General features: G+C 71.2%; 18 protein-coding genes and 1 pseudogene. 11 read left to right on the top strand and 8 right to left on the bottom strand.

Going from position 1 to position 24,412, the window contains the following annotated elements; genetic code table 11:
- Positions 1 to 25: 25 nt before the first annotated feature.
- Positions 26 to 2,182 (bottom strand): OmpL47-type beta-barrel domain-containing protein, encoded by a 2,157-nt coding sequence (locus ACWDR4_RS12605; protein ID WP_450407438.1) that lies wholly within the window; start codon positions 2,180 to 2,182, stop codon positions 26 to 28.
- Between the two features lie 47 nt (positions 2,183 to 2,229).
- Complete coding sequence (locus ACWDR4_RS12600) at positions 2,230 to 4,710, bottom strand: ThuA domain-containing protein (RefSeq protein WP_450407371.1); 2,481 nt, start codon at positions 4,708 to 4,710, stop codon at positions 2,230 to 2,232.
- Between the two features lie 221 nt (positions 4,711 to 4,931).
- On the opposite strand from ACWDR4_RS12600, the gene ACWDR4_RS12595 reads away from it, so the two are divergent.
- Both ACWDR4_RS12595 and ACWDR4_RS12590 read left to right on the top strand, forming a co-directional pair.
- Positions 4,932 to 5,981: a multicopper oxidase domain-containing protein gene (locus ACWDR4_RS12595; protein WP_450407368.1), complete on the top strand. Its 1,050-nt coding sequence runs from the start codon at positions 4,932 to 4,934 to the stop codon at positions 5,979 to 5,981.
- A gap of 76 nt (positions 5,982 to 6,057) precedes the next feature.
- Positions 6,058 to 7,068 (top strand): LacI family DNA-binding transcriptional regulator, encoded by a 1,011-nt coding sequence (locus ACWDR4_RS12590; RefSeq protein WP_450407366.1) that lies wholly within the window; start codon positions 6,058 to 6,060, stop codon positions 7,066 to 7,068.
- An 89-nt stretch (positions 7,069 to 7,157) separates the two neighbouring features.
- Here ACWDR4_RS12590 and ACWDR4_RS12585 read toward each other — a convergent pair whose 3' ends face one another.
- A complete protein-coding gene (locus ACWDR4_RS12585) occupies positions 7,158 to 7,946 on the bottom strand; it encodes a VOC family protein (protein WP_450407364.1) in 789 nt (262 codons plus the stop codon).
- Between the two features lie 313 nt (positions 7,947 to 8,259).
- On the opposite strand from ACWDR4_RS12585, the gene ACWDR4_RS12580 reads away from it, so the two are divergent.
- Together ACWDR4_RS12580 and ACWDR4_RS12575 are read left to right on the top strand one after the other, a co-directional pair.
- On the top strand, positions 8,260 to 8,514 hold the full coding sequence (locus tag ACWDR4_RS12580; RefSeq protein ID WP_450407361.1) for a WhiB family transcriptional regulator: 255 nt from the start codon (positions 8,260 to 8,262) through the stop codon (positions 8,512 to 8,514).
- Between the two features lie 68 nt (positions 8,515 to 8,582).
- On the top strand, positions 8,583 to 11,939 hold the full coding sequence (locus tag ACWDR4_RS12575; RefSeq protein ID WP_450407359.1) for a hypothetical protein: 3,357 nt from the start codon (positions 8,583 to 8,585) through the stop codon (positions 11,937 to 11,939).
- 119 nt (positions 11,940 to 12,058) lie between these two features.
- On the opposite strand, the gene ACWDR4_RS12570 is transcribed toward ACWDR4_RS12575, so the two are convergent.
- From ACWDR4_RS12570 to ACWDR4_RS12555, 4 genes are all read right to left on the bottom strand, one after another.
- Positions 12,059 to 13,036 carry an acyl-ACP desaturase gene (locus ACWDR4_RS12570; RefSeq protein ID WP_450407357.1) on the bottom strand — a complete coding sequence of 326 codons (978 nt, stop codon included), beginning with the start codon at positions 13,034 to 13,036 and terminating at the stop codon, positions 12,059 to 12,061.
- 199 nt (positions 13,037 to 13,235) lie between these two features.
- Positions 13,236 to 14,012: a dimethylargininase gene (gene ddaH, locus ACWDR4_RS12565; protein ID WP_450407354.1), complete on the bottom strand. Its 777-nt coding sequence runs from the start codon at positions 14,010 to 14,012 to the stop codon at positions 13,236 to 13,238.
- Positions 14,013 to 14,149: 137 nt separating this feature from the next.
- Positions 14,150 to 15,766, bottom strand: coding sequence for an ABC-F family ATP-binding cassette domain-containing protein (locus tag ACWDR4_RS12560; RefSeq protein ID WP_450407352.1), 1,617 nt, complete (start codon positions 15,764 to 15,766; stop codon positions 14,150 to 14,152).
- Between the two features lie 295 nt (positions 15,767 to 16,061).
- The gene (locus ACWDR4_RS12555; RefSeq protein WP_450407435.1) at positions 16,062 to 16,421 is read right to left on the bottom strand and encodes an SsgA family sporulation/cell division regulator; all 360 of its coding nucleotides are present in this window, start codon (positions 16,419 to 16,421) and stop codon (positions 16,062 to 16,064) included.
- A gap of 431 nt (positions 16,422 to 16,852) precedes the next feature.
- Here ACWDR4_RS12555 and ACWDR4_RS12550 point away from each other — a divergent pair.
- From ACWDR4_RS12550 to mmpA, 5 genes and pseudogenes are all read left to right on the top strand, one after another.
- Positions 16,853 to 17,916, top strand: a pseudogene (locus tag ACWDR4_RS12550) (RNA-guided endonuclease InsQ/TnpB family protein).
- Between the two features lie 129 nt (positions 17,917 to 18,045).
- The gene (locus tag ACWDR4_RS12545) at positions 18,046 to 19,125 is read left to right on the top strand and encodes a WD40/YVTN/BNR-like repeat-containing protein (RefSeq protein WP_450407350.1); all 1,080 of its coding nucleotides are present in this window, start codon (positions 18,046 to 18,048) and stop codon (positions 19,123 to 19,125) included.
- Positions 19,126 to 19,190: 65 nt separating this feature from the next.
- Positions 19,191 to 19,517, top strand: a complete 327-nt coding sequence (locus ACWDR4_RS12540) for a plasmid stabilization protein (protein ID WP_450407347.1) — start codon at positions 19,191 to 19,193, stop codon at positions 19,515 to 19,517.
- Between the two features lie 34 nt (positions 19,518 to 19,551).
- Complete coding sequence (locus ACWDR4_RS12535) at positions 19,552 to 20,250, top strand: endonuclease V (RefSeq protein WP_450407344.1); 699 nt, start codon at positions 19,552 to 19,554, stop codon at positions 20,248 to 20,250.
- Between the two features lie 110 nt (positions 20,251 to 20,360).
- Positions 20,361 to 20,507, top strand: a complete 147-nt coding sequence (gene mmpA, locus ACWDR4_RS12530) for a morphogenic membrane protein MmpA (protein ID WP_235473531.1) — start codon at positions 20,361 to 20,363, stop codon at positions 20,505 to 20,507.
- A 20-nt stretch (positions 20,508 to 20,527) separates the two neighbouring features.
- Here the strand turns inward: mmpA and ACWDR4_RS12525 are convergent, their stop codons facing one another.
- Complete coding sequence (locus ACWDR4_RS12525) at positions 20,528 to 21,715, bottom strand: saccharopine dehydrogenase family protein (protein ID WP_450407340.1); 1,188 nt, start codon at positions 21,713 to 21,715, stop codon at positions 20,528 to 20,530.
- Between the two features lie 220 nt (positions 21,716 to 21,935).
- On the opposite strand from ACWDR4_RS12525, the gene ACWDR4_RS12520 reads away from it, so the two are divergent.
- Positions 21,936 to 23,072 carry a CaiB/BaiF CoA transferase family protein gene (locus ACWDR4_RS12520; RefSeq protein ID WP_450407337.1) on the top strand — a complete coding sequence of 379 codons (1,137 nt, stop codon included), beginning with the start codon at positions 21,936 to 21,938 and terminating at the stop codon, positions 23,070 to 23,072.
- 46 nt (positions 23,073 to 23,118) lie between these two features.
- Positions 23,119 to 24,333, top strand: a complete 1,215-nt coding sequence (locus tag ACWDR4_RS12515) for an acetyl-CoA C-acetyltransferase (RefSeq protein ID WP_450407334.1) — start codon at positions 23,119 to 23,121, stop codon at positions 24,331 to 24,333.
- Positions 24,334 to 24,412: the final 79 nt, after the last annotated feature.

Below are 24,412 nucleotides of genomic sequence, written 5' to 3'. Positions count from 1 at the left end.
CCGACTTGGCTGTACACGGAGATGGTTACAGGTCCTTGATCCGGATGTCCCGGTACGAGACCACGTCGGTCGTGCCGTGGACCTGGAGGCCGATGTATCCGGACGCGAACCGTCGGCCGTCCGTGCCCGGGTCGTCCGAGCGGGGCGGGGTGAAGTCCTGGCCGCCGATGTTGTCGAACTCGTTGATCAGGACGCCGTTGCGGTAGATCGAGTAGTGCTGGTCGACCACCCGGATCTCGTAGTCGTTCCAGGTGCCCTTCTGCGTGACACCCGCCGCGGCGAGCCCCACGCGGTCGAAGCCGTAGATGGAGCCGGTCTTGTACATGTCGCCGTCGGGCCGGTCGAGCACCTGCACCTCGTGCCCGTACTTGATGGCGACCCATTCCGGGCGGGTCTCCTCCGGGTGGTCGTGGACCCACGGGAAGCGTACGAACACACCGGAGTTGGCGTTGCCCGTGCCCGGTGCGTCGTCACGCCACTGGAGCTTCAGGGAGAAGTCGCCGTACTTTCGCTCCGGGAACCACAGCATGCCCAGGCCCCCGACCGTCGTGCCGCTGGTGATCGACCCGTCGCCGTTCGGCGCGAACGAACCGCCGCCCACCTGCTGCCACTTGGCGAAGGACTCCGGCGTACCGTCCAGGATCGTGCGGTAGCCCTCGGTCTGGCCCGGCTTGCCGATGCCGGACTCGCGGGCCGCCTCGTCGATCGCCGCGTCCTCGCGTTCGTCGATGGCGCCGTCCTTGAAGAGCTGGTCGAGCACGGTCCGTACGTGCTTGAGGAACAGAGCGTGGGACGTCCACTCCCGCTCGTCCTCGATCAACTCGCCTATCCGGCACCGGTTGTTGGTGACCCGGTTGGGCACACCCGAGTCGACCGTGCCGACGATCACCGTCAACCGCTCGTCGTACTCGGGGCAGTTGGGCGCCGGAACCCCGCCGCCCGCCACGACCGTGAGGCTCACCGGGCGGGCGTCGCTGGTGTTGCCCGCCTTGTCGCTCGCCCGGTACGTGACGGTGTGCGCGCCCGCCCGGTCGACGACCACCGGTGCGGTGTACGCCAGATAGGGGCCGCCGTCGAGCGAGTACTCGACCGTGGCGACGCCTGAACCGCCGTGATCCGTCGCGCTCACGGTCACCTTGGCGCTGTTGACGTAGGCGCCGTTCGCGTTCCGGGTGCCCTCGACGGTCACGCCGGTCACGGGCGGGGTCGTGTCCTCGGCGGGCTGTGCCACGACCGTGAACGCGACGCTCTTCTCGGCGGAGACGTTGCCCGCCTTGTCGGTGGCGCGGTAGCGGACGGTGTGGCTGCCGACCTGATGCACCATCACCGGACCGGTGTACGCCTGCCAACTCCCGCTGTTCACCGCGTACTCGACCGTGTTGACCCCGGACCCGGTGTCCGACGCGGAGACGGTCACCGTCGCCATGTCGAGATACGCCCCGTCCGGGTTCTGCTCGCCGCTCACCGTCGCCGAGGTCTCCGGCGGCGCCGTGTCCTCCGTCGGCGGCGGGACCACCGTGAACGCGACGCTCTTCTCGGCAGCGGCGTTCCCCGCCTTGTCGAACGCCCGGTAGCGCACCGTATGGCTGCCGACCTGGTCGATCACGACCGGCGTGGTGTACGGCTGCCAGGCGCCGTCGGCCCCGATCGCGTACTCGACCCGGTCGACGCCCGAGCCCTCGTCGGTCGCGCCGATCGCCACGCTCGCCGAACCGACGTACTGGCCCTGCGAGTTCTGCGCACCGGTGACGGTCGCCGAGGTCTCCGGGGCCGTCGTGTCGGAGCCGGAGCCCTCCGTGACCACGAGGATGCCCTGCATCTGGCCGTGGCCCGGAATCGTGCAGTAGTAGCGGTAGCGGCCGGGGGTGAGCGTGACCTCGGCGGTGTGCCGGCCGCCCTGGTCGTCGTTCGGGTTGGCGAGGATGTTGAGCGGCACGTCGTTGTTGTACTCGGGGTCCACGACGTCGAACGTCAACGTGTGCGGCATTCCCATGGTGTTGCCCGTCGCCACACTGTTCTCGAAGACGATCGTCGTCGCGCCCGCCACCGCCGTGGCCGGTACGGAGGCGTACTTGGTGATGTCGTCGCCCGCCGTCCAGGTGAGGACCTGCGCGGCTGCGGGCTCGGCGGCCGGCTCGGCAGCGGTGCGCGCTCCCGCCGCCGACGTCAGTCCGAGGACCATCAACAGGGACGCCAACAGGGCCGTCCAGAGGTGTCTGCGTCTGCGTGTCACTCCGCTGCTCCCCTCGCGAGATCGCCGACCGCGGGCGTCGGGCCCCCGCCGGTGTAAGTGACCCGCCACAGCGCCGACTTGGCGTCCGAGGTGAAGAAACCCCGGCCGTAGTCGAGGACGTACAGCGCGCCGTCGGGACCGAACTTCCAGTCCATGAGGTTCTTGATGCCGTCGTTCCCGATCGGCACGATCTTCTTCAACGACTCGGAGTGGACGGGCAGTCCGCCGTCGCCCTGGGTCTTCGGATCGGTGAGCACCGCGTTGCGCGGCTGGTCGGCGTCGTAGAAGTCGCCGACGAACCACTTGCCGTCCCAGTAGGCCGGCCACTTGGTCGTGCTCGCGCTCGCCGCGTCGTAGCGGTACACCGGACCGTTCATCGCGGCCTGGCCGCCGCCCTTCAGCCACGGCAGCAGATACGTGCTCTCCGCCTGCTTGTAGGACGGGACGCCGTTCGCGTCGCGCGGGAAGTCCGGGGCACCGCCCTGGGGCGAGTACCAGATGTTGTTGCCGGTGACCGGCGGCAGGTTGACCAGGCCGTTGTTGTTCGGCGACTCGTTCTTCGGGTGGTCGCAGTCGTACCAGCCCAGCGGCTTCGACGGATCGGGCAGATTGCGGTCGCGGTAGGGCTGCTTGTTGCCCATGCAGTACGGCCAACCCCGGTTGCTCGCCTTGGTGATGACGGCGAACGTGTCGTACTTCGCCGGGCCCCAGGTGGTCGAGGGCGCGCCCGCGTCCGGACCGACCCAGCCCGCGTACAGGGTGTCCGTCGTCTTGTCGACGGCGATACGGGCCGGGTTCCTGACCCCCATCACATAGATCTCGCCGCGCGTCTTGCCGCCGCCCTCGTCGGTCTCCTGTCCCGTGAACAGGTTGCCCTGGGGCAGGGTGTATGTGCCGTCGGACTCCGGATGGATGCGCAGGATCTTGCCGTTGAGGTTGTTGGTGTTGCCGGCGGTGCGCCGGGCGTCGGCGAACGACACGCCCTTGTAGGCCGGTTGGGGGTTGTTGCCGGAGTAACCCTCGCTGAACTGGCTGGAGTTGTTGTCACCGGTGGCGATGTACAGATTGCCCTGGGAGTCCCAGGCCATCCCGCCGCCCGAGTGGCAGCAACTGTGGATCTGCACCGGCCACTTGAGCAGCACCTTCTCGCTGTTCAGGTCGAGCCGGTTGGTGGCGAGGTCGAGCGTGAAACGGGAGACGTACCGCTCGGCCATCCTGGTGTCGCGGTTGATCCGCGAGTGGGGTGTGTAGTGGAGATACACCCAGCCGTTGCGCTCGAAGGACGGATCCAGCTCGATCCCGAGCAGCCCCTCCTCGACCTTGATCAGCTCGTCCCCGCCGCCCTTGTTGCCGAAGACGGTCAACTCGCCCGCCAGAGTGACCTTCTTGGTCCTCGGGTCGTAGACGTGGATCTGCCCCTTGCCCTTGCCGATGTCCGGGTTGTTCCAGTCGGTGACCACCGGCTGGGACGAGTCGGCGCCGCCCCGGCCGATGTAGAACACCCGCCCGTCGGGCGCGGTCACCAGCCCGTGCGGCTCACCGATCTGGTCGCTCTGTCCGGGCTGGTTGGGCTGCGTCAGCCGCTCCGCCTTGTAGCTGCCGTTGATGGTGGCCTTGCAGTCGGCCTGGGCCAGCCGGGTCGTCCACAGCAGCGCCCCGCGCAGATGGGTACGGAAGTCCGTCTCGTCGTACGACGACACCGTGCCGCCCATCGCGGTGTAGAAGGAACGTCCGCCGTCGTAGTCACGGCACCAACTCACCGGGTGGTCCCAGCCGTTGGCGCTCGCACCGGGCTGGTACGTCGACTCGCGCACCCGGGCCACGGTGTGCACCTCGCCGGACGGGTTCTTCACCCAGTTCAGCCACTGGTCCGGCCGCTTCCACTGCACCGGCAGGTCCTTGGTGGCCGGATGCCTCCGGTCACCGACCTCAACGGTCGCCCGCTGCACGGCCGTTGGACTGGTCGCCGCCGGTCGGGCGCCCACCAGCCCCGTGAACCAGTCGGAGTACGGTTCCGCCCGGGCCGCGTCATGGACACCGACGAAACCGCCGCCGGCCTCCATGTACGTCTCCAGCCCGGCCTCCTGCTCCGGGTCGAGGACGTCACCGCCCCCGGTCAGGAAGACGATCGCGTTGAAGGTCCCGAGCCGGGCCCCGTCCGTGAACACGGAGGCGTCGCCTGTGGCTTCGACCTCGTAGCGCTGCTCCACCGGGCCGGACAGCCCGATCCGCTCGATCGCCTCGATCCCGGCGTTCACGACCGGAGACTCGTCCCCGGCCGCCGCCGAACCGTGGAAGACCAGGACACGTACACCGCTGCCGCCGGGCGGCGACTTGACGGACATCGTTGTCACGGAGGGCTCGGGGGCCGGCCGCGCATTTGCGGCCGGCCCCGACAGCAGCCCTGCGGTGACGACCGTGGCGGCCACGGTGGCCGCCCAGGCCCGTCTCCGCCCACTCAACTCTCGTAAAGCCATAGGTTTTTGATGCGATGTGAACCGCATGTGGTCACCCACCCCTCTTCGGTCACAGCAAACGCCAAGGAAGCTAGACCCCTTTGGACGGCCCGCCAAGAGGTATGACCGGGATCGCACGAACTTTGTCCTGGGTGTGGATAAACGGGTGGCGGGCCGCTACCGTCTCAGCGGTTCCTCTCGTTCCCGCTGCGCATCTTCCGTACCAGGGTGGGGAGTTCGGCATGGACAGACGTGACTTCAACCGGCGGATGCTGCTCGGCGGCGCGGCCGTCGCGACATCGTTGTCGGTCGCCCCGGAGGCGGGCAGCGCGACCGCCACAGCCGCGTTACCCCCGAAGACGGCCCCGGCCGGCGGCGAGGTACGGCACATCCAGCTGTACGCCGAGCGGCTCGTCGACGGGCAGATGGGCTACGGCTTCGCGAAGGGCACCGCGTCCGTCCCCGGCCCGCTGATCGAGCTGAACGAGGGCGACACTGCGCACATCACCCTGGAGAACACGACGGAGGTGGCCGTGAGTCTGCACGTCCACGGCCTGGACTACGAGATCTCCAGCGACGGGACGAAACTGTCGCACAGCGAGGTCGAGCCCGGCGGCAGCCGCACCTACACCTGGCGCACCCACTCCCCGGGCCGTCGCACGGACGGCACCTGGCGGGCGGGCAGCGCCGGTTACTGGCACTACCACGACCATGTCGTCGGCACCGAACACGGCACCGGCGGCATCCGCAAGGGCCTCTACGGCCCGGTGATCGTCCGGCGCAAGGGAGACATCCTCCCGGACACCACGTACACGATCGTCTTCAACGACATGACGATCAACAACCGGCCCGGCCACCAGAGCCCCAACTTCGAGGCCACGGTGGGGGATCGCGTCGAGTTCGTGATGATCACGCACGGCGAGTACTACCACACCTTCCATATGCACGGTCATCGCTGGGCGGACAACCGCACCGGCCTGCTCACCGGCCCCGACGACCCGAGTCAGGTCCTCGACAACAAGATCGTGGGCCCGGCGGACTCCTTCGGCTTCCAGGTGATCGCGGGGGAGGGGGTCGGCGCGGGCGCGTGGATGTACCACTGCCATGTGCAGAGCCACTCGGACATGGGGATGGCGGGGCTGTTCCTGGTACGGAAGACGGACGGGACGATTCCCGGGTACGAGCCGCACGGTGCCGCGAGTGCTGAGGGCGCTGTGGGTGCGGAGGGCGCTGCGGGTGCGTCTGGTGCTTCTGGTGGGGCGGGGGAGTCGCAGCTTTCGCACGAGCACTGACCGGCTCCGAGAGCGCTCTCATCCGGTGCCAGTCCGGGACTATCCTGATCGGCAACCGCCGATGAGGAGCCCCGAAGTGACCGAGACCGCGTCGCGTCCCACCCTGGAGGCCGTGGCCGCACGGGCAGGTGTCTCCCGGGCCACCGCGTCACGTGTCGTGAACGGCGGGGACGGCGTGCGCGAACCCCTTGTCGAACGGGTCAGGCAGGCCGTGGAGGAACTCGGGTACGTGCCCAACCAGGCGGCCCGCTCCCTGGTGACCCGGCGGCACGACGCCGTCGCCGTCGTCATCGCCGAACCGGAGACCCGGGTCTTCGCCGACCCCTTCTTCGCCCTCCAACTCCGGGGCATCAGCAAGGAGTTGACGGCCCACGACTCCCAGCTCGTGCTGCTGCTCACCGAGGGGCGCGACGACCACTCCCGCGTCGGCCGGTATCTCGCCGGCGGGCATGTCGACGGGGCCCTCGTCTTCTCCCTGCACCTCGACGACCCGCTGCCCGGCCTGGTCCAGCGCGCCGGCGTGCCCACCGTGTTCGGTGGCCGGCCCGGGTGGAGCGAGGGCACACGCGATGCCGTGTACGTCGACAGCGACAACCGGGGCGGCGCGCGGGCGGCCGTACGGCATCTCGTCGACCTGGGGCGGACGCGCATCGCGCACATCACGGGCCCCCTCGACCAGACCTCGGCGGCGGACCGGCTCGACGGGTTCCGGGAGGTCGCGCCCGACGCCGACCCGCGGCTGATCGCCGAGAGCGACTTCACTCCGGCGGGCGGGGAGCGGGCGATGCGGGAGCTGTTGGACCGGCGTCCGGACTTGGATGCCGTGTTTGCCGCGAACGATCTTGCTGCGTCGGGTGCGTTGCGTGTTCTGCGTGAACGTGGGCGGGGGGTGCCGTCGGATGTTGCCGTGGTTGGCTTCGACGACATGCTGGCGGTCGCCGAGCAGACCGACCCGCCGCTGACCACGGTGCGTCAGTCGATAGAGGAGATGGGGAGGTTGATGGCGCGGCTGTTGCTGGGCGGCGGGGTGGACGCGGCGTCGAGTGTGGTGCTGCCGACGACGCTGGTTCGGCGCGCCTCGGCTTAGGCACTCCACTGGGGGTGCCGCGTTGGGTTGTCGGTCCGCTGCGGCGCCGTCGTGGCTGGTCGCGCAGTTCCCCGCGCCCCTTTGGGGCGCTACACCTGCACGCTCTTGATCACCGCGAAGCGGGCCCCGTACGGGTCCGTCAGTTTGGCGACGGTGCCTACGCTCTCCACCTCCGTGGCCGGCATTCGGATCTGGCCGCCGAGTTCCTGGGCCTTGGCGACCGTCGCGGCGGTGTCGGGGACCTCGAAGTACGGGAGCCAGTACGGGGTGGTTTCCGTGCCCGTCGGGTCGTCGGCGATGTCGATGACGCCGCCGAACATCCCGTCCTCCCCGGCGCCCGCCGGGTTGACACAGGTGTACGAGCCGCCCGGGAACTGCACCCCCGACGTCTCCAGACCCAGCACCTTGCCGTAGAACGCGGCGGCCTTGGGCACGTCATGCGTGTACAGCTCCACCCAGCACAGGGAGCCGGGCTCGCCGGTCACTTCGAGGCCCTTGATCCGGGCGGGCTGCCAGAGGCCGAAGACGGCGCCGGCGGTGTCGGTGAGGACGGCCATCCGGCCCGCGTCCATCACGTCCATGGGGGGCATCGGCGCGGCACCCCCGCCCTGCTCGGCGGCCTTGACGGTGGCGTCGACGTCCGGGGTCTGGAAGGACACCGTCCAGGACGGCGCACCCCCCTGCTCCTCGGTCATCTGCATGCCGCCCCCGGCGGTCCTCCCGCCCAGCTGGAAGAAGCCGTACCCGCCGGCCTCGGGGCCCGCCGACCGGAAGTCCCAGCCGAAGAGCGCACGGTAGAAGGCGGTGGCACCCTCGATGTCGGGGGTGCCGAGATCGATCCAGTTCGGAGCGCCGGTCACGAAACGGGTGGTGAGCATCTTTGCCCTCCTCTGTGGGGCCCCGCCTTCTGCGAGGGACCCGTTGCCTGCTCTGCCGAGTCTTGCACCGCCCACTGACAATCGCTGCCGGAGTGCCGCAGTGCGCGGTGGGCGCTGGAGGCGGTCACCCTGGGTGAAGAGGGAGACGCGCCTTGTTCCAAGACACTCCGCGCGCCGCCGTGCGCTCGCGCATCCGACGGGAGCATGATCCTACGAACGGCGGGATGCCGGGGCCGCGCGATGGACGGCTCCTGCATCCGGCGTTGATCGGACGTTGAGCGAACGTTTTTCGCCGTCCGGCACGATCTCGTGCATGCACTACGAGACGATCACCCCGATGGACGGCGCCTGGCAGGCGCAGGCCCTGTGCGCGGAGACCGGGGCCGACTTCTTCTTTCCCGAGCCCGGCAGCTCGGTGCGCGAGGCGAAGCGCATCTGCGGGATGTGCGAGATGCGCCCCGCCTGCCTGGAGTACGCGCTCAGCAACGACGAACGGTTCGGCGTCTGGGGCGGTCTCTCCGAGAAGGAACGGCTCCACCTCCGGCGCACCTCGCCCACCACCCACTGACCTCCCGCTGACCTCTCGGACGGCAATTCCCGTACGCCGACCGCTTCCGAGCGGGCACAATCCAGCTCATGCCCCGTACCCCGCAGCAGCAGGTCGACAGTCTGCTGAACGCTCTCGACCCGCTTCCGTACCCGCAGCGCATGCGCGAACTCGCCGCACGCGCAAGGGAGTTCACACCGCTGCGACCGGTGCTGACGGAGCTGGAGGAACGCGGGTCGTACGGACGTGACCTCGCGGTCGTCGCCGCGGCCGTCGGTCGCGACACCGAATGGATCGCGGACCGGATCGTCGACCCCGACCCCTTTGTGCGCGGGCATGCCTTGCGGGCCGCCGACAGCCTTCAAATCCCCGACTCCGCCTACGAGTCGGGGCTCACCGACGCCTCCGAGACGGTACGCCGGGACCTGCTGCGCGCGATCGTCGCGGGCGGGCGCACCGCACTCGCCGACCGGCTGCTGGACGGAGTGCGGCAGGACTGGGGCGACGCCGAGGCGGCACGACTCCTGCCCGGGTGTACTGCGGACACGGTGGCGCGGCTGCTGCCTGAGCTGTTCCATGCGTTCGACGGCTGCCGGGCGCTCGCCCGACGCCATCCGGACCTCCTGCTCGACGTGGTGGAGCGGGAGTTGGCCGAACTGCCGACCGCGCTGAACGACTCCTGGTGGGAGGCCTTCGCCGCAGCCGTGGCCGCCGTCGCGCCGCACGACCCCCTGCGCGTCCTCGGCTTCCTGGAGCGACGGCCGCCCAGAGTGTTCCCCCGTCAACTCACCTCCCGTATGGGCATGTTCGCCGCCGAGGCCCCCGAGCGCGTACTGCGCCTGCTCGGCACGCCCGGCTGGGCCGGCCTGGGTGTGCGCCGGCTGAACACCTCCGTGCTGCGCACGCTGGCCCGCTCCGGGGCTCCCGAACTCATCGCCCATGGAAGGGTGTTGGCTGCTTCCGGAGACCTCCCGGTGCTGCTCGCCGCCATGCCACCCGCCAACCGCCACGCCTTCCTCACGGCCGTGCAGGAGGGCCGGGGTACGGCTTCCGTCACCGTCGACCACGCGATCCTGGCGGCGCTGCCGCGCACCCACGCACCCGACGAGGCGCGCCGGATGGCCGCCGCCGCCCGTGAGCGAGGCGCCGCCTGGCACGCCGTACTCCTCGTCGAATCGTTCCTGCCCGTCGAGGAGGCACGCGCCGCGCTCATCGACGCCACCCGCCGCCCCGCCGCCGAAGACCGCGCCCTGGCCTGGCCGTTGCTGATCCGCAACGCCGCGCGCTCCGCCGACCCGGCCGCGGTCACCGCCGTACTGGCGGACATGGGACGGCTGCGGAACGAGCAGGACCCCGTTCGCTCGGCCGCGTTGGGGGCGCTGGCCGACATCCGCGCGGCGCTGTTCACCGAGGACGCCGAACCGCACCTCGACCGGATCACCGCCGACGCCGTCGAGTCCCGCGACTCCTCCGCCCTCACCCGGCAGCGGCTCAGCACCCTCGCGCTGGCGGTGCTGCGCGAGCACGCGGCGGGCGGGCCACGGGAGTTGGTGAACTGGGCGCTGCGCACCCTGGTCCGCATCACCGGCCACACCGGTACCGCCGACCTCGGCCGCCTCGACCGGACCCTCGCACGCGGCCAGGAACACCGTGTGTACGAGGCGCTGCGCCCATGGATCGAGGCGGGCGCCGAAAAGGCCGACTACAGCCTCACGTTCGCCCTCGCCCGCGCCGTCGGACGCCGTGCCGCGGGCATGGCCGAACTCCAGGACCTGCTCTGGCAGGCGATCCGCTACGGCGGCAAGGACGAGACCGTACGCACGGCGATCGGCCTCTGGCTGGAGCCGCGCACCACCCGCGACGAACGCGTCGCGCGCATCCTCGCCCACGAACCCTCCGCCGGAGCACTGCCGTCGGTTTGGCACATCCTCGCCCGCCGCCGCACCGACCTGCTCGACCCGTTCCTCGCCGAGACCCCGCCGTACGGCCGCTTCCTCCCGAAGCGCGAGACCTGGACCGCACCGGGCCACGACGGCGTCCGACGCTGGCGACCCCGCCAACAGCGAGAGTTCGTACGGCAGTTGGCGGACGTCGCCGACGACTCCGCGCTGCCGCTGTACCGTCGGGTCGGCGCGATTCAACAGGCCGCGTACGTCCCGGAGTTCGGCGCCGCGCTCGTACGGCAGTGGACCGGCTCCGGGGACGTCGTCCTCGCCGAGGCCGCTCTCGCCGCGCTCTCCCGCACCGACCGGCCCCACGAGGCGCTGCCCGACCTGCTCGCGCACGCGGGCGGCGACCGGGCCCGCGTCGCCGTCCACGCGGCCACCCGGGCCTCCCGGTACGCGCCGCCGTCGCTGCTGGCAGGACAGCTGGCCGAGGTGCTGCGCGCGCCGGACGTCAAGGTGACCAGCCGCAAGGAGGCGGTCCGGCTCGCCGCGACCCGGCTCCCGGCGCCGTCGGCCGCGACGCTGCTCTGCGAGACGTACGGGCGGCCCGGCGCCCACCGCGACGTCCGTACCGCGTGTGTGGCCTTCGCGGGCGCGCTCGTGGCGCACGAACCGGTCTGGGAGGTGCTGCGTGACGCGGCCGTCGCCGAGCCGGTGCTGCGCCGGGCCGTGCTGCGGGTCGGCCCCCTCGACCTGCCCGAACCCCACCGCGAGCGCTACGCCCACCTCGTACACGCCGTGTGCGCCACCGACGACCCCGAGACCGCAGCCCTCGCCCTCGGCGCCCTGGCCCACTGGACGCCCTGGTCGCCGGACGCGCCCGCGGTGCTGGTCCGGGCCGCGACCAACCTCGACGACCGGACGAACTGGCATGTGGCGGCCAGAGGCCTGGTGACCGTCGCCGAGGGCTCCCCGCAGGGCGCGCACTGGCTCCTGGAGGCCCTGCGGACCCTCGCCGAGCACCCGGCGGCCGACGACGCCGACCTGGACGCGGGGGAGCGGCGCGACCGTCCGGCCCGGCGTCGGGTCGAGTACGTCGTCTCCTGCCTCGTCCAGTACGGCAGACCGGCCGCCGCATCCGCCCGGCCCGCCGCCCTCGCCGCGAGCGAGCTGCTCGCCAGGTACGACACCCACGTACCGCAGGCCGCGACCCTGGCGGCGTACCACCTGGACCTCGACGCCCAGCCGCCCCCTCTCGGACAGCTGGCCGCGCTCACCGCGGGCCGCCCCGCCCTCGCCGTCCGCACCGCCGGTGAACTCGGCACACGCCTGGAGTGCCGGGAACAGGAGGGTGACCCCGAGGTGCTGCTGGCCGAGGTCGGCCGTCTGACCGCCCACGGCGGCCATGCCGAGGGGCTGCTCGCGGTGGCCGTCACCGGGGCGCTGGGCAGCCGTACGGACTGGGCCGCGCCCTGGCGCGAGCGGCTGACAGCACTGCGCCGCCACCCCGAGGCCGACGTACGGGACGCGGCGCTGGACGAGGTGACGGCGTACGAGTGAGTTTCCGGGGGCTGTGATGTCAGCGGCTCCGCCGCGGGCCCCGGCGGAAAGCGGGCCGGCCGGGATCACCGGCGCGGAGATCCCTAGGCGGATCCGAGCGACCGGAGGGCCGAGGTCGGTCAGCCGGCGGCGCGGGCCGCCATGCGGGCCTTGCGGGCCGCGAGCTTCTCGTCGAACTTCGAGGCCTCCGAGTCCAGGCCGCCCATGAACATGCCCAGCTCCTCCTGCGCCTGGAGACCCTCGGGGCCGAGGTCGCCCATGTCCATGACCTTCAGGTGGCGCAGGACGGGCTGGAGGACGTCGTCGTGGTGGATGCGCATGTTGTAGACCTCGCCGATCGCCATCTGCGCGGCGGCCCGCTCGAAGCCGGGCATGCCGTGACCGGGCATCCGGAAGTTGACGATCACGTCCCGGACCGCCTGCATGGTCAGGTCGGGAGCGAGGTCGAAGGCGGCCTTCAGCAGGTTCCGGTAGAAAACCATGTGCAGGTTCTCGTCGGTCGAGATGCGGGCCAGCATGCGGTCGCAGACCGGGTCGCCCGACTGGTGGCCGGTGTTGCGGTGCGAGACGCGGGTGGCCAGCTCCTGGAAGGCGACGTAGGCCACCGAGTGCAGCATCGAGTGCCGGTTGTCCGACTCGAAGCCCTCGGCCATGTGGGCCATCCGGAAGGCTTCCAGCTGGTCCGGGTCGACCGCGCGCGAGGCGAGCAGGTAGTCGCGCATCACGATGCCGTGCCGGCCCTCCTCGGCCGTCCAGCGGTGCACCCAGGTGCCCCAGGCGCCGTCGCGGCCGAACAGGCTGGCGATCTCGTGGTGGTAGCTGGGGAGGTTGTCCTCGGTGAGCAGGTTGACGACCAGGGCGATCCGGCCCAGCTCGGTGACCTTGGACTGCTCCTTGCCCCAGGCCTCGCCGTCCTCGAAGAAACCGGGGAAGTTGCGGGCGTCGCTCCACGGCACGTACTCGTGCGGCATCCAGTCCTTGGCGACCTTCAGGTGCCGGTTGAGTTCCGTCTCGACCACTTCTTCCAGGGCGAACAGCAGCCGGGCGTCGGTCCAGGCGCCGGACGGGCTGCCGAGGTGCGGAGAAGTGATCGTCATGAATGCTCCAGAATGACGTGCGAGCGGGTGAGCGGGCTTCCAGTACGTAACCTACGGCATCGTAGGCTACGTTTCCGTAGGTTACGCGACCGTAGGTTAAGAGTGCGGTAAAGATCGCTGATCAGCGGGTTCACGGCCGATACGCGCCACGGCCCCGGACCCGCAGGTCCAGAGCTGAACGGGTACCCCGATCGCCCGGTCAGATGTACAGATCCCGGAGTCTCACCGAGAGGCATGTCACACAGCCCTCGAGCTTCTCGAACTCGCTGATGTCGACGACCACCGGCTCGTGCCCGAGGTCGGCGAGCAGCTCGGCCGTCTTCGGCGCGCTCGCCGCCATCAGCAGCTTCCCGCCGCCCAGCAGCACCACGTGCGCTCCCGACTCCTCCGGCACCGGCAGGAAGCGCGGGAAGAGGGACGGGGTGTCCACCAGCGGCGGGTACCCGATCACGGTCCCGTCCGGCAGCGCCGTGACCGCCGACTTCAGATGCAGCACCTGGCTCACCGGTACGGCGACGACCCGGGCGCCGAGCGGTTCGAACACGGCCTTGAGCTGCTGCACACCGGCGGCGTTCGTCCGTCCGCCCCGCCCGACGTAGAGGGTGTCGCCGATCTTGAGGACGTCACCGCCCTCCAGGGTGCCCGGCTCCCAGACCCAGTTCACGGAGCAGCCGAGGCGGGCCACCGCCTCCTCGACGCCGCCCGTCTCACCGCGCCGGGACTCGGCGCCGGGCCGGGCGATCAGCGCGACGTTCCGGTGGACGACCACCGCGTCCTCGACGAACACCGAGTCCGGGCAGTCGTCCGCCGGATCGACCTCGACGGTCTCCCAGCCGTGCGTGCGCAGCGCCTCCGCGTACGCCTCCCACTGCCGTGCGGCGAGGCCGGCGTCGACCTCCTCACGCTCGATGTGCGTGACGAGGCCCTCGGTCAGGCGCGGGCTGGGGCGGCGTATGAGGGCTTTCTTGCTGGGCACGGGCGGAACTCCGAATCGCAGGGGGCGTCCGCGCACATCATGCAGGGCGGGCCGGTGCGGACAAAAGCCCCGGAGGTCAGACAGGGGCCCGCACCCCTGCCTGGAACGCCTCGATCAGCCCGTCGGCCGCCCGTCGGTCAGCCCACCTCCTCCGGGGAGATCTCCCTCAGTTCGCCGTCGAGGAGCAGCCACCGGGTGATCCCGATCGACTCCAGGAACGGCAGGTCGTGGCTGGCGACGATCAGTGCGCCCTCGTACGACTCCAGGGCCGTCGTGAGCTGTCGTGCGCTCGCCATGTCCAGGTTGTTGGTCGGCTCGTCCAACATCAGCAGCTGGGGTGCGGGCTCGGCCAGCATCAGGGCGGCCAGGGCGGCGCGGAAGCGTTCGCCGCCCGACAGGGTCGCCGCCGGCTGGTCGGCGCGGGCGCCCCGGAACAGGAAGCGGGCCAGCCGGGCACGGACCCGGTTGTTGGTGGCGGCGGGCGAGAACCGGGCCACGTTCTCCGCGACGGTCAGCTCGTCGTCGAGAACGTCGAGCCGCTGCGGCAGAAATCGCAGCGGCACGTGCGCGTGTGCCTCGCCGGAGACCGGTGCCAGCTCCCCGGAGATGGTCCGCAGCAGCGTCGTCTTGCCCGCCCCGTTGCGCCCGATCAGCGCGACCCGCTCCGGCCCGCGCAGATCGAAGGAGCCCGCGCTCGCTCCGTACGCCAACTCCAGGTCCAGGAGCGTGAGTACGGTACGGCCCGGCGGTACGGCCGTGTACGGCAGGTCGACGCGGATCTCGTCGTCGTCCCGTACGGCGTCCACCGCCTCGTCGAGGCGTTCCTTCGCGCCGGCGAGCTTCTCCTCGTGCAGGATGCGGTACTTGCCGGCGGACACCTGCGCCGTGCGTTTGCGCACCCGCATGACAGCCCTCGGCTCGCGCTTCTGGTCGAACATCTTCTGCCCGTACCGCTTGCGCCGGGCCAAAGTGACCTGGGCGTCGACCAGTTCGCGCTTCTGCTTCTTCAGATCGGCCTCGGCGACGCGCACCATCCGCTCGGCGGCCTCCTGTTCGGTGGCGAGCACTTCCTCGTACGCCGAGAAGTTGCCGCCGTACCAGGTGACCTCGCCGGAGTGCAGATCGGCGATCTGGTCGACCAGGTCCAGGAGTTCACGGTCGTGGCTGACCACGACCATCACCCCGGGCCAGGACGAGACAGCGGTGTAGAGGCGCCGACGCGCGTACAGGTCGAGGTTGTTGGTCGGCTCGTCCAGCAGGAGGACGTCCGGGCGGGCGAGGAGCAGCGCGGCCAGCCGCAGCAGGACCGACTCGCCGCCCGAGATCTCGCCGATCGTGCGGTCCAACTCGATGTGGCCGAGCCCGAGTTCGCCGAGCGTGACCAGGGCGCGTTCCTCTACGTCCCAGTCGTCGCCGATCGTCTCGAAGTGCCCCTCGGCCACGTCACCCGCCTCGATGGCGTGCAGCGCGGCCCGCTTGGCGGCGATGCCGAGTGCCTCGTCGACGCGCAGGGCGGTGTCGAGGGTGACGTTCTGCGGGAGGTAGCCGATGTCGCCCGCGACACGGACGGTGCCGTCGGCGGGCCGGAGCTGACCGGCGATCAGCTTCAACAGGGTTGATTTTCCTGAGCCGTTGACGCCGACGAGCCCGGTGCGGCCGGGGCCGACGGCGACGTCGAGGCCCTCGAAGACGGCGGTGCCGTCGGGCCAGGCGAAGGACAGGGAGGTGATGGCGATGGAGGTGGTGGCGGACATACGGCCTCGCGGTTGCTTGATGCGGTCTGGGCAAGCGCGTATCGAGACACCGACGGGCGGCGGGCGGGAGTGTCCGGGTGACACGAGAAAGGCCCTGCTCCGGAGGGAGGCACGGACGGCTCGAACACCGAGGTCGCACGCTGCGCACACACACCACTGGAGGGTGTGGGGCGCGGTGTCTCAGGACCTCAGTAGAGCAACGTCCTTCTCCAATCGACGGCAACAGGACCGCTGCAAGCGTAGGAAGAGGCGTTTCAGGCTGTCAAAGCATTAAACGGAGCTGCCACAGGGGCTGTCACAGGGCGTCGCGCATCAGCTCCGCCAGGTCGTGGTCCAGGTCGGTCTGCAGGTGCTCCAGGCCGACGGGCACCAGCTCCGTGGTGGCCGCGAGGAAGCGGCGCAGCTCGCCCGAGCGGACATGGACGACCGCGGTGCCCTCGGGGGCGTGGAACTCCAGGACCGTGCGGTCGTAGCCGTACGGCCGCACCCGGACGTCGCCGTGGCCCTGCGGCTCCCGCATGCCGTCGGAGAGGAGTTCACGGGCGAACGTCCAGCAGACCTCCACGCCCTCCAGTGTGGCCGGCGCGGGGAAGGTCATCCGGACCGCGAACGGGTCGCTCCGGTCGTAGGTGAGCGTTGCGGGAATGCTCGGCATCCGCGGTGCGGCGGCGACGAGACGGGCCTCTACGAGTTGCTCGATGACGGTGGTGGACAACGCCTGCTCCCTTGTGACGGTTGGCCGGACTCCTGGATGGAACGGGCCGCACACTGAAGGAGACGCCGGAATGAGCCAATCAGTGCACCTGAATTTCGAGTGACCTCTGTCACCGAGTTCATTCACCTGTTTCTTGCGGGGAGGAATCGCATCCGGGTGTCGCGACGTGGGGCGTCGCCGCGTTCGGTTCAGGGCGTGGAGCGTCCAACCGCTGTCGGCATCGCCGAGGTGAAGCGAACGCGTGTGCCTGTGATCGCTGGTTGGGGTGGCGGACGTGGGATCGGGGGATGTGTGTGCGGTTGTCGTACGTATGGTCCTTCGGAGGGTTCGGGACGGCACGGTGTCCCGGTCGGGGACCGTGAGGGGGCGAGATGGCGCAGGTGGGGGCGGCTGCGGAGGTCGGGCATACCCGGTACACCTTCCGGCTGCGTGTGTCGTCCACGGCCTGCACCGCCCTGGCGGCGGAGTGGGACCGATGCCGTTGGGTGTGGAATGAGTGCGTCGCCAAGTCCAGGGCCGTGCACCTGCGCAACAAGGCCACCGGCCAGAAGGCCACGTGCGGCCCGGCTCAGCTCGACAGGATGCTGACCGAGGCCCGCGCCCGTACGCCGTGGCTGCGTGAGGGCTCGTCGGTTGTCCAGCAGCAGATCATCCGAGACTTCGGCCGCTCCCGCGCCAAGGCGCACAAGGACATCACCGAGCGCCTGCCCATGGCACGCAGGGCCGGGATGCCCACGTACAAGAAGAAGCACGAGGCACTGGCGACCCTCAACCCGCTCAGGTCCAGCTGCTGCCTCGGACCGGCCGCGTCCTCGGCGTCGACTGGGGTGTGAAGGAGACGGCGACCACCACGTCCGACGCGCACGACCTGCCGCACGCCGGGCACGGTGGGAAGGCGCGGGCGAAGGTGGCCCGGTACGACCGGATGATGGCCCGCCGCAAGCCGAAGAAGGGCCAGCCCGGATCGAAGGGCTACCGCGAGGCGAAGAGACTGCGGGCGAAGGCGTACAAGAAGGCAGCCCGGCAGCGTGAGGACACCGGCCGCAAGTGGGCCCAGAAGGTTGTCCGTGACCACGATGCCATCGCTGTCGAGGACTTCCGCCCGAAGTTCCTCGCCAAGACCACGATGGCCCGTAAGGCCGCTGACGCCGCTGTCGGCGCCACCAAGGCCGCTCTGATCGGGATGGGCCGCAAGCACCGGCGGGACATCCGCCTTGTCCACCCCGCGTACACCACGATGGACTGCGCGCGCTGCGATGCGAGAGCCAAGCACGCACTGCCGCTGGGTGAGCGCACCTACACCTGCACCGCGTGCGCAAACGTGTCCCCACGGGACAAGAACTCCGCACGCGTCATGCTCGTCCGGGCTGGTCTCAACCCGGCTGGTGCCGATGGCAGAAGACCTCCTGGAGCGCTGCTCCAGGAGGCGGCCTGAGCCAGGAATCCCCTTCCCTTCCAGGGAGGGGAGGATTCAATGCTACCTTCGCCCGCCATGAGGATCTTGGGCACGAAGCGACAGGCGAGCCGGACGATACGGGCGAGCCGGACGAGACGGACAGGGCGAATGGTGGCGGCGGGTGCGTACGCGGCGGCACTCGCCGCCGTGGCCGCCGGACTGGCCGCCCCCGCGCAGGCGTACGAGGGGACGGGCGCCGCCTCCGGGCACCGGGCGCCGCACTGGGCGCCGAAGGACAGCGGCGCCGCCGACGTCCGGTTCCGTGGACTGTCCGCCGTCAGCCGGAACACCGCCTGGGTCGCCGGTACCGCGGGCACCGTACTGCGCACCACCGACGGCGGGGCGAGCTGGCGGAACGTCTCTCCGCCGGGCGCGGCCGAACTCCAGTTCCGGGACATCGAGGCGTTCGACGCGCGGCGCGCCGTGGTCCTGGCCATCGGTGAGGGCGAGGCCTCCCGGGTCTACCGGACCGACGACGGCGGCACGACCTGGACCGAGTCCTTCCGCAACACCGACGCCAGGGCCTTCTACGACTGCCTCACCTTCTTCGACCGCAGCCACGGCCTCGCGATGAGCGACCCCGTGGACGGCAAGTTCCGCATCCTCTCCACCAGCGACGGCGGACGCTCCTGGAAGGTGCTCCCCAATGACGGCATGCCGGCCGCGCTGGACGGCGAGGCGGGCTTCGCGGCGAGCGGGCAGTGCCTGGTCAGCTCCGGGCCGCGTGACGTCTGGCTGGCCACGGGCGGGGGTGCACGCGCGCGTGTGCTGCACTCCGCCGACCGCGGGCTCACCTGGACGGCCTCCGACACACCGATCCCGGCGGGCGACGGCGCGCGCGGTGTCTTCGCGCTCGCCTTCCGCGACCGCACGCACGGACTCGCGGTCGGCGGCGACTACCGAGCCGACCAGGCCTCCCCGCGCGCGGGAGCGGTCACCGCGGACGGCGGCCGTACCTGGACCACCTCGGCGACATCCCCGCCCGCCTACCGCTCCGGCGTCGCCTGGCTCCCGTACAGCCGCACGGCCGCGCTCGCGGTCGGCCCGACCGGCACGGACCTCACCACGGACGCCGGGCGCACCTGGAAGACCGTCGACACGGGCTCGTACGACACCGTGGACTGCACCCCCGACCTGGGCTGCTGGGCCGCCGGGGAGAAGGGGCGCGTGGCACGGCTCGAATCGTGAGGCCTGGGTACCCGTTCACCGACACCAGCCCGAGAGGACAGCGCGAGCGAAGGAAGTGAACGGCCATGCCACGCGGTGCCAGCCCGAAGCGGGAACGCCAGTACGAACACATCAAGGAGAGCGCTCTCGACCGGGGCGAGAGCGAGAAGCGCGCCGAGGAGATCGCCGCGCGGACCGTCAACAAGGAACGCGCCCGCGCCGGCGAGTCCAAGACCGCCAGCCGTACGTCCACCGAGGACATGTCGTCCGGCAGGCGCGGCGGTCTGCGTTCGCACAAGGGCGCCCAGGGGCCGACGTACGACCAGCTCTACGAGGAGGCCAGGCGGCGGAACGTGCACGGCCGCTCGGACATGAACAAGGAGCAGCTGAAGCGGGCCCTGGGCGGCAAGTGACCTGTGGCGCGGGGGCCGTACGCTCGTCGGCACCATGGAGATGACGACGAGCGTGCCCGTTCCGGCGGACTGGCCCACGACCGAGGACGACGCCCGCGCGGTCCAGGACGAGCTGCGGTCGCGGGTGGTGCTCGACGAGCCGGGACCGCCGGCCGGGACGGGGCACGTCACGGGCGTCGACGTCGCCTATGACGACGAACGGGACCTCGTCGTGGCCGCCGCGGTCGTCCTGGACGCGGCGAGCCTCGACGTCGTCGCCGAGGCCACGGCCGTCGGACGGGTCCCCTTCCCGTACGTGCCCGGCCTGCTCGCGTTCCGTGAGATCCCGGCCGTCCTGGCCGCCCTCGACACGCTGCCCGTACCGCCCGGCCTCGTCGTCTGCGACGGCTACGGCCTGGCCCACCCGCGCCGCTTCGGCCTCGCCAGCCACCTCGGCGTCCTCACCGGGCTCCCCACGATCGGCGTCGCGAAGAACCCGTTCACCTTCACGTACGAGGAGCCGGGCGCCCGGTGTGGATCGGCGGCCCCACTCCTGGCGGGCCCGGAGGAGGTCGGCCGTGCCCTGCGCACCCGGGACGCGGTCAAGCCGGTGTTCGTCTCGGTCGGCCACCGCACGACCCTCGACACGGCCTGCGCCCACGTCCTGGCGCTCACCCCGGACTACCGCCTCCCGGAGACGACACGCCGGGCGGACGCCCTGTGCCGGCAGGCCCTGAAGGAAGTGACCGCCTGAAGGAGCAGGGGAGCCGGGGAGCTCCCGAGGGACTCAAGTGATCATCTGAGTATGTGTTCTGAGTACCTGTACGGATGTCGGCGGGCCGGAGCTGTCGGCAGGCTGTGTCCATGACCACGCACCGCGCCCCGAAGCCCGCCGCCAGCCCCGCCCAGCCCGTCGAGCGCGCCGTCACGGCCGCGCTGATCGTCGCCGTACTGGCGGGACTCGCCTGGATCGTCGGGATGATCTACACGGTCACCGGCTGGGCCCAGTGAACCTCTGACGGGCCTGTCCGTCAGAGGCTCGCCGCCACCCGGAACGTGATCCCCGCCTTGCGCAGGCGGTCGATCAGCGCGTCGCCCATCGCCACGGCGGTGGTGACCTGCCCGGACGTCGCCGGGAGGTCGTCGAAGGCCAGGGAGAGCGCCGACTCGGCGAACATCTTCGCCGTCTCGTCGTAGCCGGGGTCGCCGCCCGCGACCTCCGTGAACACCCGCCGACCGCCGCCCTCGCCCACGAACCGCACGGTGAACCAGCTCTTCGCCCGCTTCTCCGCGCTCGGCCCGTCCCCGGGCTCCAGCCGCCCGGACAACCAGCGCCGCACGGGCGGCACTTGGGCCGCCACGAACACCGCACCGGCCCCGGCCACCCCGCCCACCGCGATGGGCAGCCGTCGTACCGCCGCGTAATGGCGGTAACGGAAATCGGGGCCGTACCGTTCCAGCGCGCGGGCCGAACGCACCACGACCTGCGGGTCGATGGTGGGCAGCGGCAGCGCCCAGGCGTCGACCTCCTTGGCGTACCGGGGCACGCCCGAGGGGGCGGTCGCCCGGCGGCCCAGCAGCCGTGGCTCGTGCCGCCTGCGGTCGCGTGCGGCGGCCAGCAGCTGCGGCCCCCTGGAGAGCTGATTGAGCGCCGAGGCGAACGTGCCGCCCGAGAACATCGCGTCGGCGCGCACGAACCCGTCCACGGTCAGCGGCACCCCTTCTGGAAGCTGCGAGACGGTGAAGTACGCGCCCAGGTCGTGCGGGACGGAGTCGAAACCGCAGGCGTGCACCAGCCGGGCGCCGGTCTCCCGCGCGCGTGCGTCGTGCCGGACGTACACCAGGTCGACGAACTCGGCTTCCCCGCTGAGGTCCAGGTAGTCCGTGCCGGCGTCCGCACAGGCGGCGACCAGTTCCTCGCCGTACGTCAGATAGGGGCCCACCGTCGTGGCCAGCACGCGCGCGTGCCCGGCGAGCGCGCGGACCGAGGCCGGATCGGACACGTCCGCCTCCAGCACCCCGACCTCGGCGGCCTTGCCGAGGCCCACGAGGCGCTCGCGCAGCGACTCCAGCCGGTCCCGGCTGCGGCCGGCGACCGCCCAGCGCAGACCTTCGGGCGCGTGCGCGGCGAGGTACTCGGCGGTGAGTGTGCCGACGAAGCCGGTGGCTCCGAACAGCACGATGTCGTACGGGCGTTCCATCCTGCTCGGCCTGCTCATGACACCTCTCGTTGTGCGTCCCACGCCGTTGTCGGTGGTCGAGGCTAGCGTGAGGGGGAGTGGAGGCGTGCGGCCGGTCCGTGACTGCCAGTGGCGGGAAGGGCTTGGCCAAGCGCTTGCTTAATATGTGCCCGGCGAAGTCTTGTGCGGAGTGGAACGCGTTCCTAGCATCGCTGGTGTCGCATCGGTTGTCGGTGGTGTCACGGGAGATGAGGGCTCGATGTCAGTGGCGGAGGCGGCGGGAGGCGGCCCGCTCACGGGGGTGCGGGTGGTCGAGCTGGCGGGCATCGGGCCCGGCCCGTTCGCCGCGATGCTCCTCGCCGACCTGGGCGCCGACGTGGTCCGCGTGGACCGGCCCGGGGGCACCGGACTCGCCATCGACCCCGAGTACGACGTGACGAACCGCAACAAGCGGTCGGTGATCGTCGACCTGAAGGCGCCCGACGGCCCCTCCCGCGTCCTCGACCTCGCCGCCCGCGCCGACATCCTCGTCGAGGGCTACCGCCCCGGTGTCGCCGAGCGGCTCGGCATCGGCCCCGAGAGCTGCCACGCCCGCAACCCGAGGCTCGTCTACGGCCGGATGACGGGCTGGGGCCAGGAGGGCCCGCTCGCCCGCCGCGCCGGGCATGACATCGCCTACCTCGCCCCTACCGGCACCCTCGGCCTGATCGGCAGCCCGGACGCACCGCCGCCCGCCCCGGCCAACCTCCTCGGCGACTACGCGAGCGGCTCCCTCTACCTCGTCGTCGGCGTCCTCGCCGCCCTCCACCACGCGCGCGCGACGGGCACCGGCCAGGTCGTGGACGCCGCGATCGTCGACGGCGCCGCCCATCTCGCCACGATGATCCACGGCATGCTCGCGGCGGGCGGCTGGCAGGACCGACGCGGCGCCAACCTCCTCGACGGCGGCTGCCCGTACTACGGGACCTACGAGACCGCCGACGGCCGGTACATGGCGGTCGGCGCGCTGGAACCGCAGTTCTACGCGGAGTTCCTCGACCTGCTCGGCCTCCCGGACCACTCCGCCGCCCGCAAGGACATCACCCGCTGGAACGACCTGCGCGAGGCCGTCACCGCGCGCTTCAAATCCCGTACGAGGGACGAGTGGACGGCGGTCTTCGAGGGCTCCGACGCCTGTGTGGCGCCCGTTCTCTCGCTGCGCGAGGCCCCGCACCACCCGCACCTCGCCGCCCGCGGCACCTTCACCGACCACGGCGGCATCACCCAGCCCGCCCCCGCACCCCGCTTCTCCGTCACCCACACGTCGATCCACAGCGGCCCCGCCCAGCCCGGCGCCGACACGGCGGACGTGGCGCGCGACTGGGACGTGCCCCGACTCCTGAAGGATGGCGGCTGACCCCGGCCGACGCCCGCTCGCCCAACCCTCCCCGAAAGGCCTTCCAGTGAGTACCGAAGCGTACGTGTACGACGCGATCCGCACCCCGCGCGGGCGCGGCAAGGCGAACGGAGCCCTGCACGGCACCAAGCCCGTCGACCTCGTCGTAGGCCTCATCCACGAGATCCGGAACCGCTTCCCGGACCTCGACCCGGCCGCGATCGACGACGTCGTGCTGGGCGTGGTCGGGCCGGTCGGCGACCAGGGCTCCGACATCGCGCGGGTCGCCGCAGTCGTCGCGGGACTGCCGGACACGGTGGCCGGCGTCCAGGAGAACCGCTTCTGTGCGTCGGGTCTGGAAGCCGTCAACATGGCCGCCGCGAAGGTGCGTTCCGGCTGGGAGGACCTCGTCCTCGCGGGCGGCGTCGAGTCGATGTCCCGGGTGCCGATGGCCTCGGACGGCGGCGCCTGGTTCAACGACCCGATGACGAACCTCGCCGTCAACTTCGTGCCGCAGGGCATCGGCGCCGACCTCATCGCCACCATTGAGGGCTTCTCGCGGCGCGATGTCGACGAGTACGCGGCGCTGTCCCAGGAGCGGGCGGCGACCGCGGTGAAGGACGGCCGCTTCGAGCGGTCCCTCGTCCCGGTGAAGGACCGCAACGGCCTGGTCGTCCTCGACCACGACGAACACCTGCGTCCCGGCACCACCGCCGACTCCCTGGCCCGGCTGAAGCCCTCGTTCGCGGACATCGGCGACCTGGGCGGCTTCGACGCGGTGGCCCTCCAGACGTACCACTGGGTCGAGAAGATCGACCACGTCCACCACGCGGGCAACTCCTCCGGCATCGTGGACGGCGCCTCGCTGGTCGCCATCGGCTCCCAGGAGGTCGGCGAGCGCTACGGGCTGCGTCCGCGCGCGCGGATCGTCTCCGCCGCCGTGTCCGGCTCCGAGCCCACCATCATGCTCACCGGCCCGGCGCCCGCCACCCGCAAGGCGCTCGCCAAGGCCGGGCTGACCATCGACGACATCGACCTCGTCGAGATCAACGAGGCGTTCGCGGCCGTCGTCCTCCGCTTCGCCCGCGACATGGGCCTCTCCCTCGACAAGATCAACGTCAACGGCGGTGCCATCGCGCTCGGCCACCCGCTGGGCGCCACCGGCGCGATGATCCTCGGCACGCTCGTCGACGAACTGGAGCGCCAGGACAAGCGGTACGGCCTGGCCACGCTGTGCGTGGGCGGCGGGATGGGCATCGCGACGATCGTCGAGCGGATCTGAACTCCCGGCGGATTCAGCCGATTCGGCCGATTCGGCACCACCAAAGACTTCTGAAGACCTCTGAGCTTCCACGGAGATC

It is taken from the genome of Streptomyces sp. NPDC000878, assembly GCF_053599695.1.
The sequence above is the reverse complement of the archived record's forward strand: the minus strand, read 5'-3'. Positions and strand labels throughout refer to the sequence as shown.

Excerpts from the sequence above, each read along its gene's own strand:
- mmpA (WP_235473531.1), top strand. The coding sequence starts at position 20,361 with ATGACCACGCACCGCGCCCCGAAGCCCGCCGCCAGCCCCGCCCAGCCC.
- ACWDR4_RS12535 (WP_450407344.1), top strand. The coding sequence starts at position 19,552 with ATGGAGATGACGACGAGCGTGCCCGTTCCGGCGGACTGGCCCACGACC.
- ACWDR4_RS12540 (WP_450407347.1), top strand. The coding sequence starts at position 19,191 with ATGCCACGCGGTGCCAGCCCGAAGCGGGAACGCCAGTACGAACACATC.
- ACWDR4_RS12575 (WP_450407359.1), top strand. The coding sequence starts at position 8,583 with ATGCCCCGTACCCCGCAGCAGCAGGTCGACAGTCTGCTGAACGCTCTC.
- ACWDR4_RS12605 (WP_450407438.1), bottom strand. The coding sequence starts at position 2,182 with ATGGTCCTCGGACTGACGTCGGCGGCGGGAGCGCGCACCGCTGCCGAG.
- ACWDR4_RS12580 (WP_450407361.1), top strand. The coding sequence starts at position 8,260 with ATGCACTACGAGACGATCACCCCGATGGACGGCGCCTGGCAGGCGCAG.
- ACWDR4_RS12545 (WP_450407350.1), top strand. The coding sequence starts at position 18,046 with ATGGTGGCGGCGGGTGCGTACGCGGCGGCACTCGCCGCCGTGGCCGCC.
- ACWDR4_RS12570 (WP_450407357.1), bottom strand. The coding sequence starts at position 13,036 with ATGACGATCACTTCTCCGCACCTCGGCAGCCCGTCCGGCGCCTGGACC.
- ACWDR4_RS12560 (WP_450407352.1), bottom strand. The coding sequence starts at position 15,766 with ATGTCCGCCACCACCTCCATCGCCATCACCTCCCTGTCCTTCGCCTGG.
- ACWDR4_RS12600 (WP_450407371.1), bottom strand. The coding sequence starts at position 4,710 with ATGGCTTTACGAGAGTTGAGTGGGCGGAGACGGGCCTGGGCGGCCACC.
- ACWDR4_RS12525 (WP_450407340.1), bottom strand. The coding sequence starts at position 21,715 with ATGAGCAGGCCGAGCAGGATGGAACGCCCGTACGACATCGTGCTGTTC.
- ACWDR4_RS12520 (WP_450407337.1), top strand. The coding sequence starts at position 21,936 with ATGTCAGTGGCGGAGGCGGCGGGAGGCGGCCCGCTCACGGGGGTGCGG.
- ACWDR4_RS12595 (WP_450407368.1), top strand. The coding sequence starts at position 4,932 with ATGGACAGACGTGACTTCAACCGGCGGATGCTGCTCGGCGGCGCGGCC.
- ACWDR4_RS12555 (WP_450407435.1), bottom strand. The coding sequence starts at position 16,421 with ATGCCGAGCATTCCCGCAACGCTCACCTACGACCGGAGCGACCCGTTC.
- ACWDR4_RS12585 (WP_450407364.1), bottom strand. The coding sequence starts at position 7,946 with ATGCTCACCACCCGTTTCGTGACCGGCGCTCCGAACTGGATCGATCTC.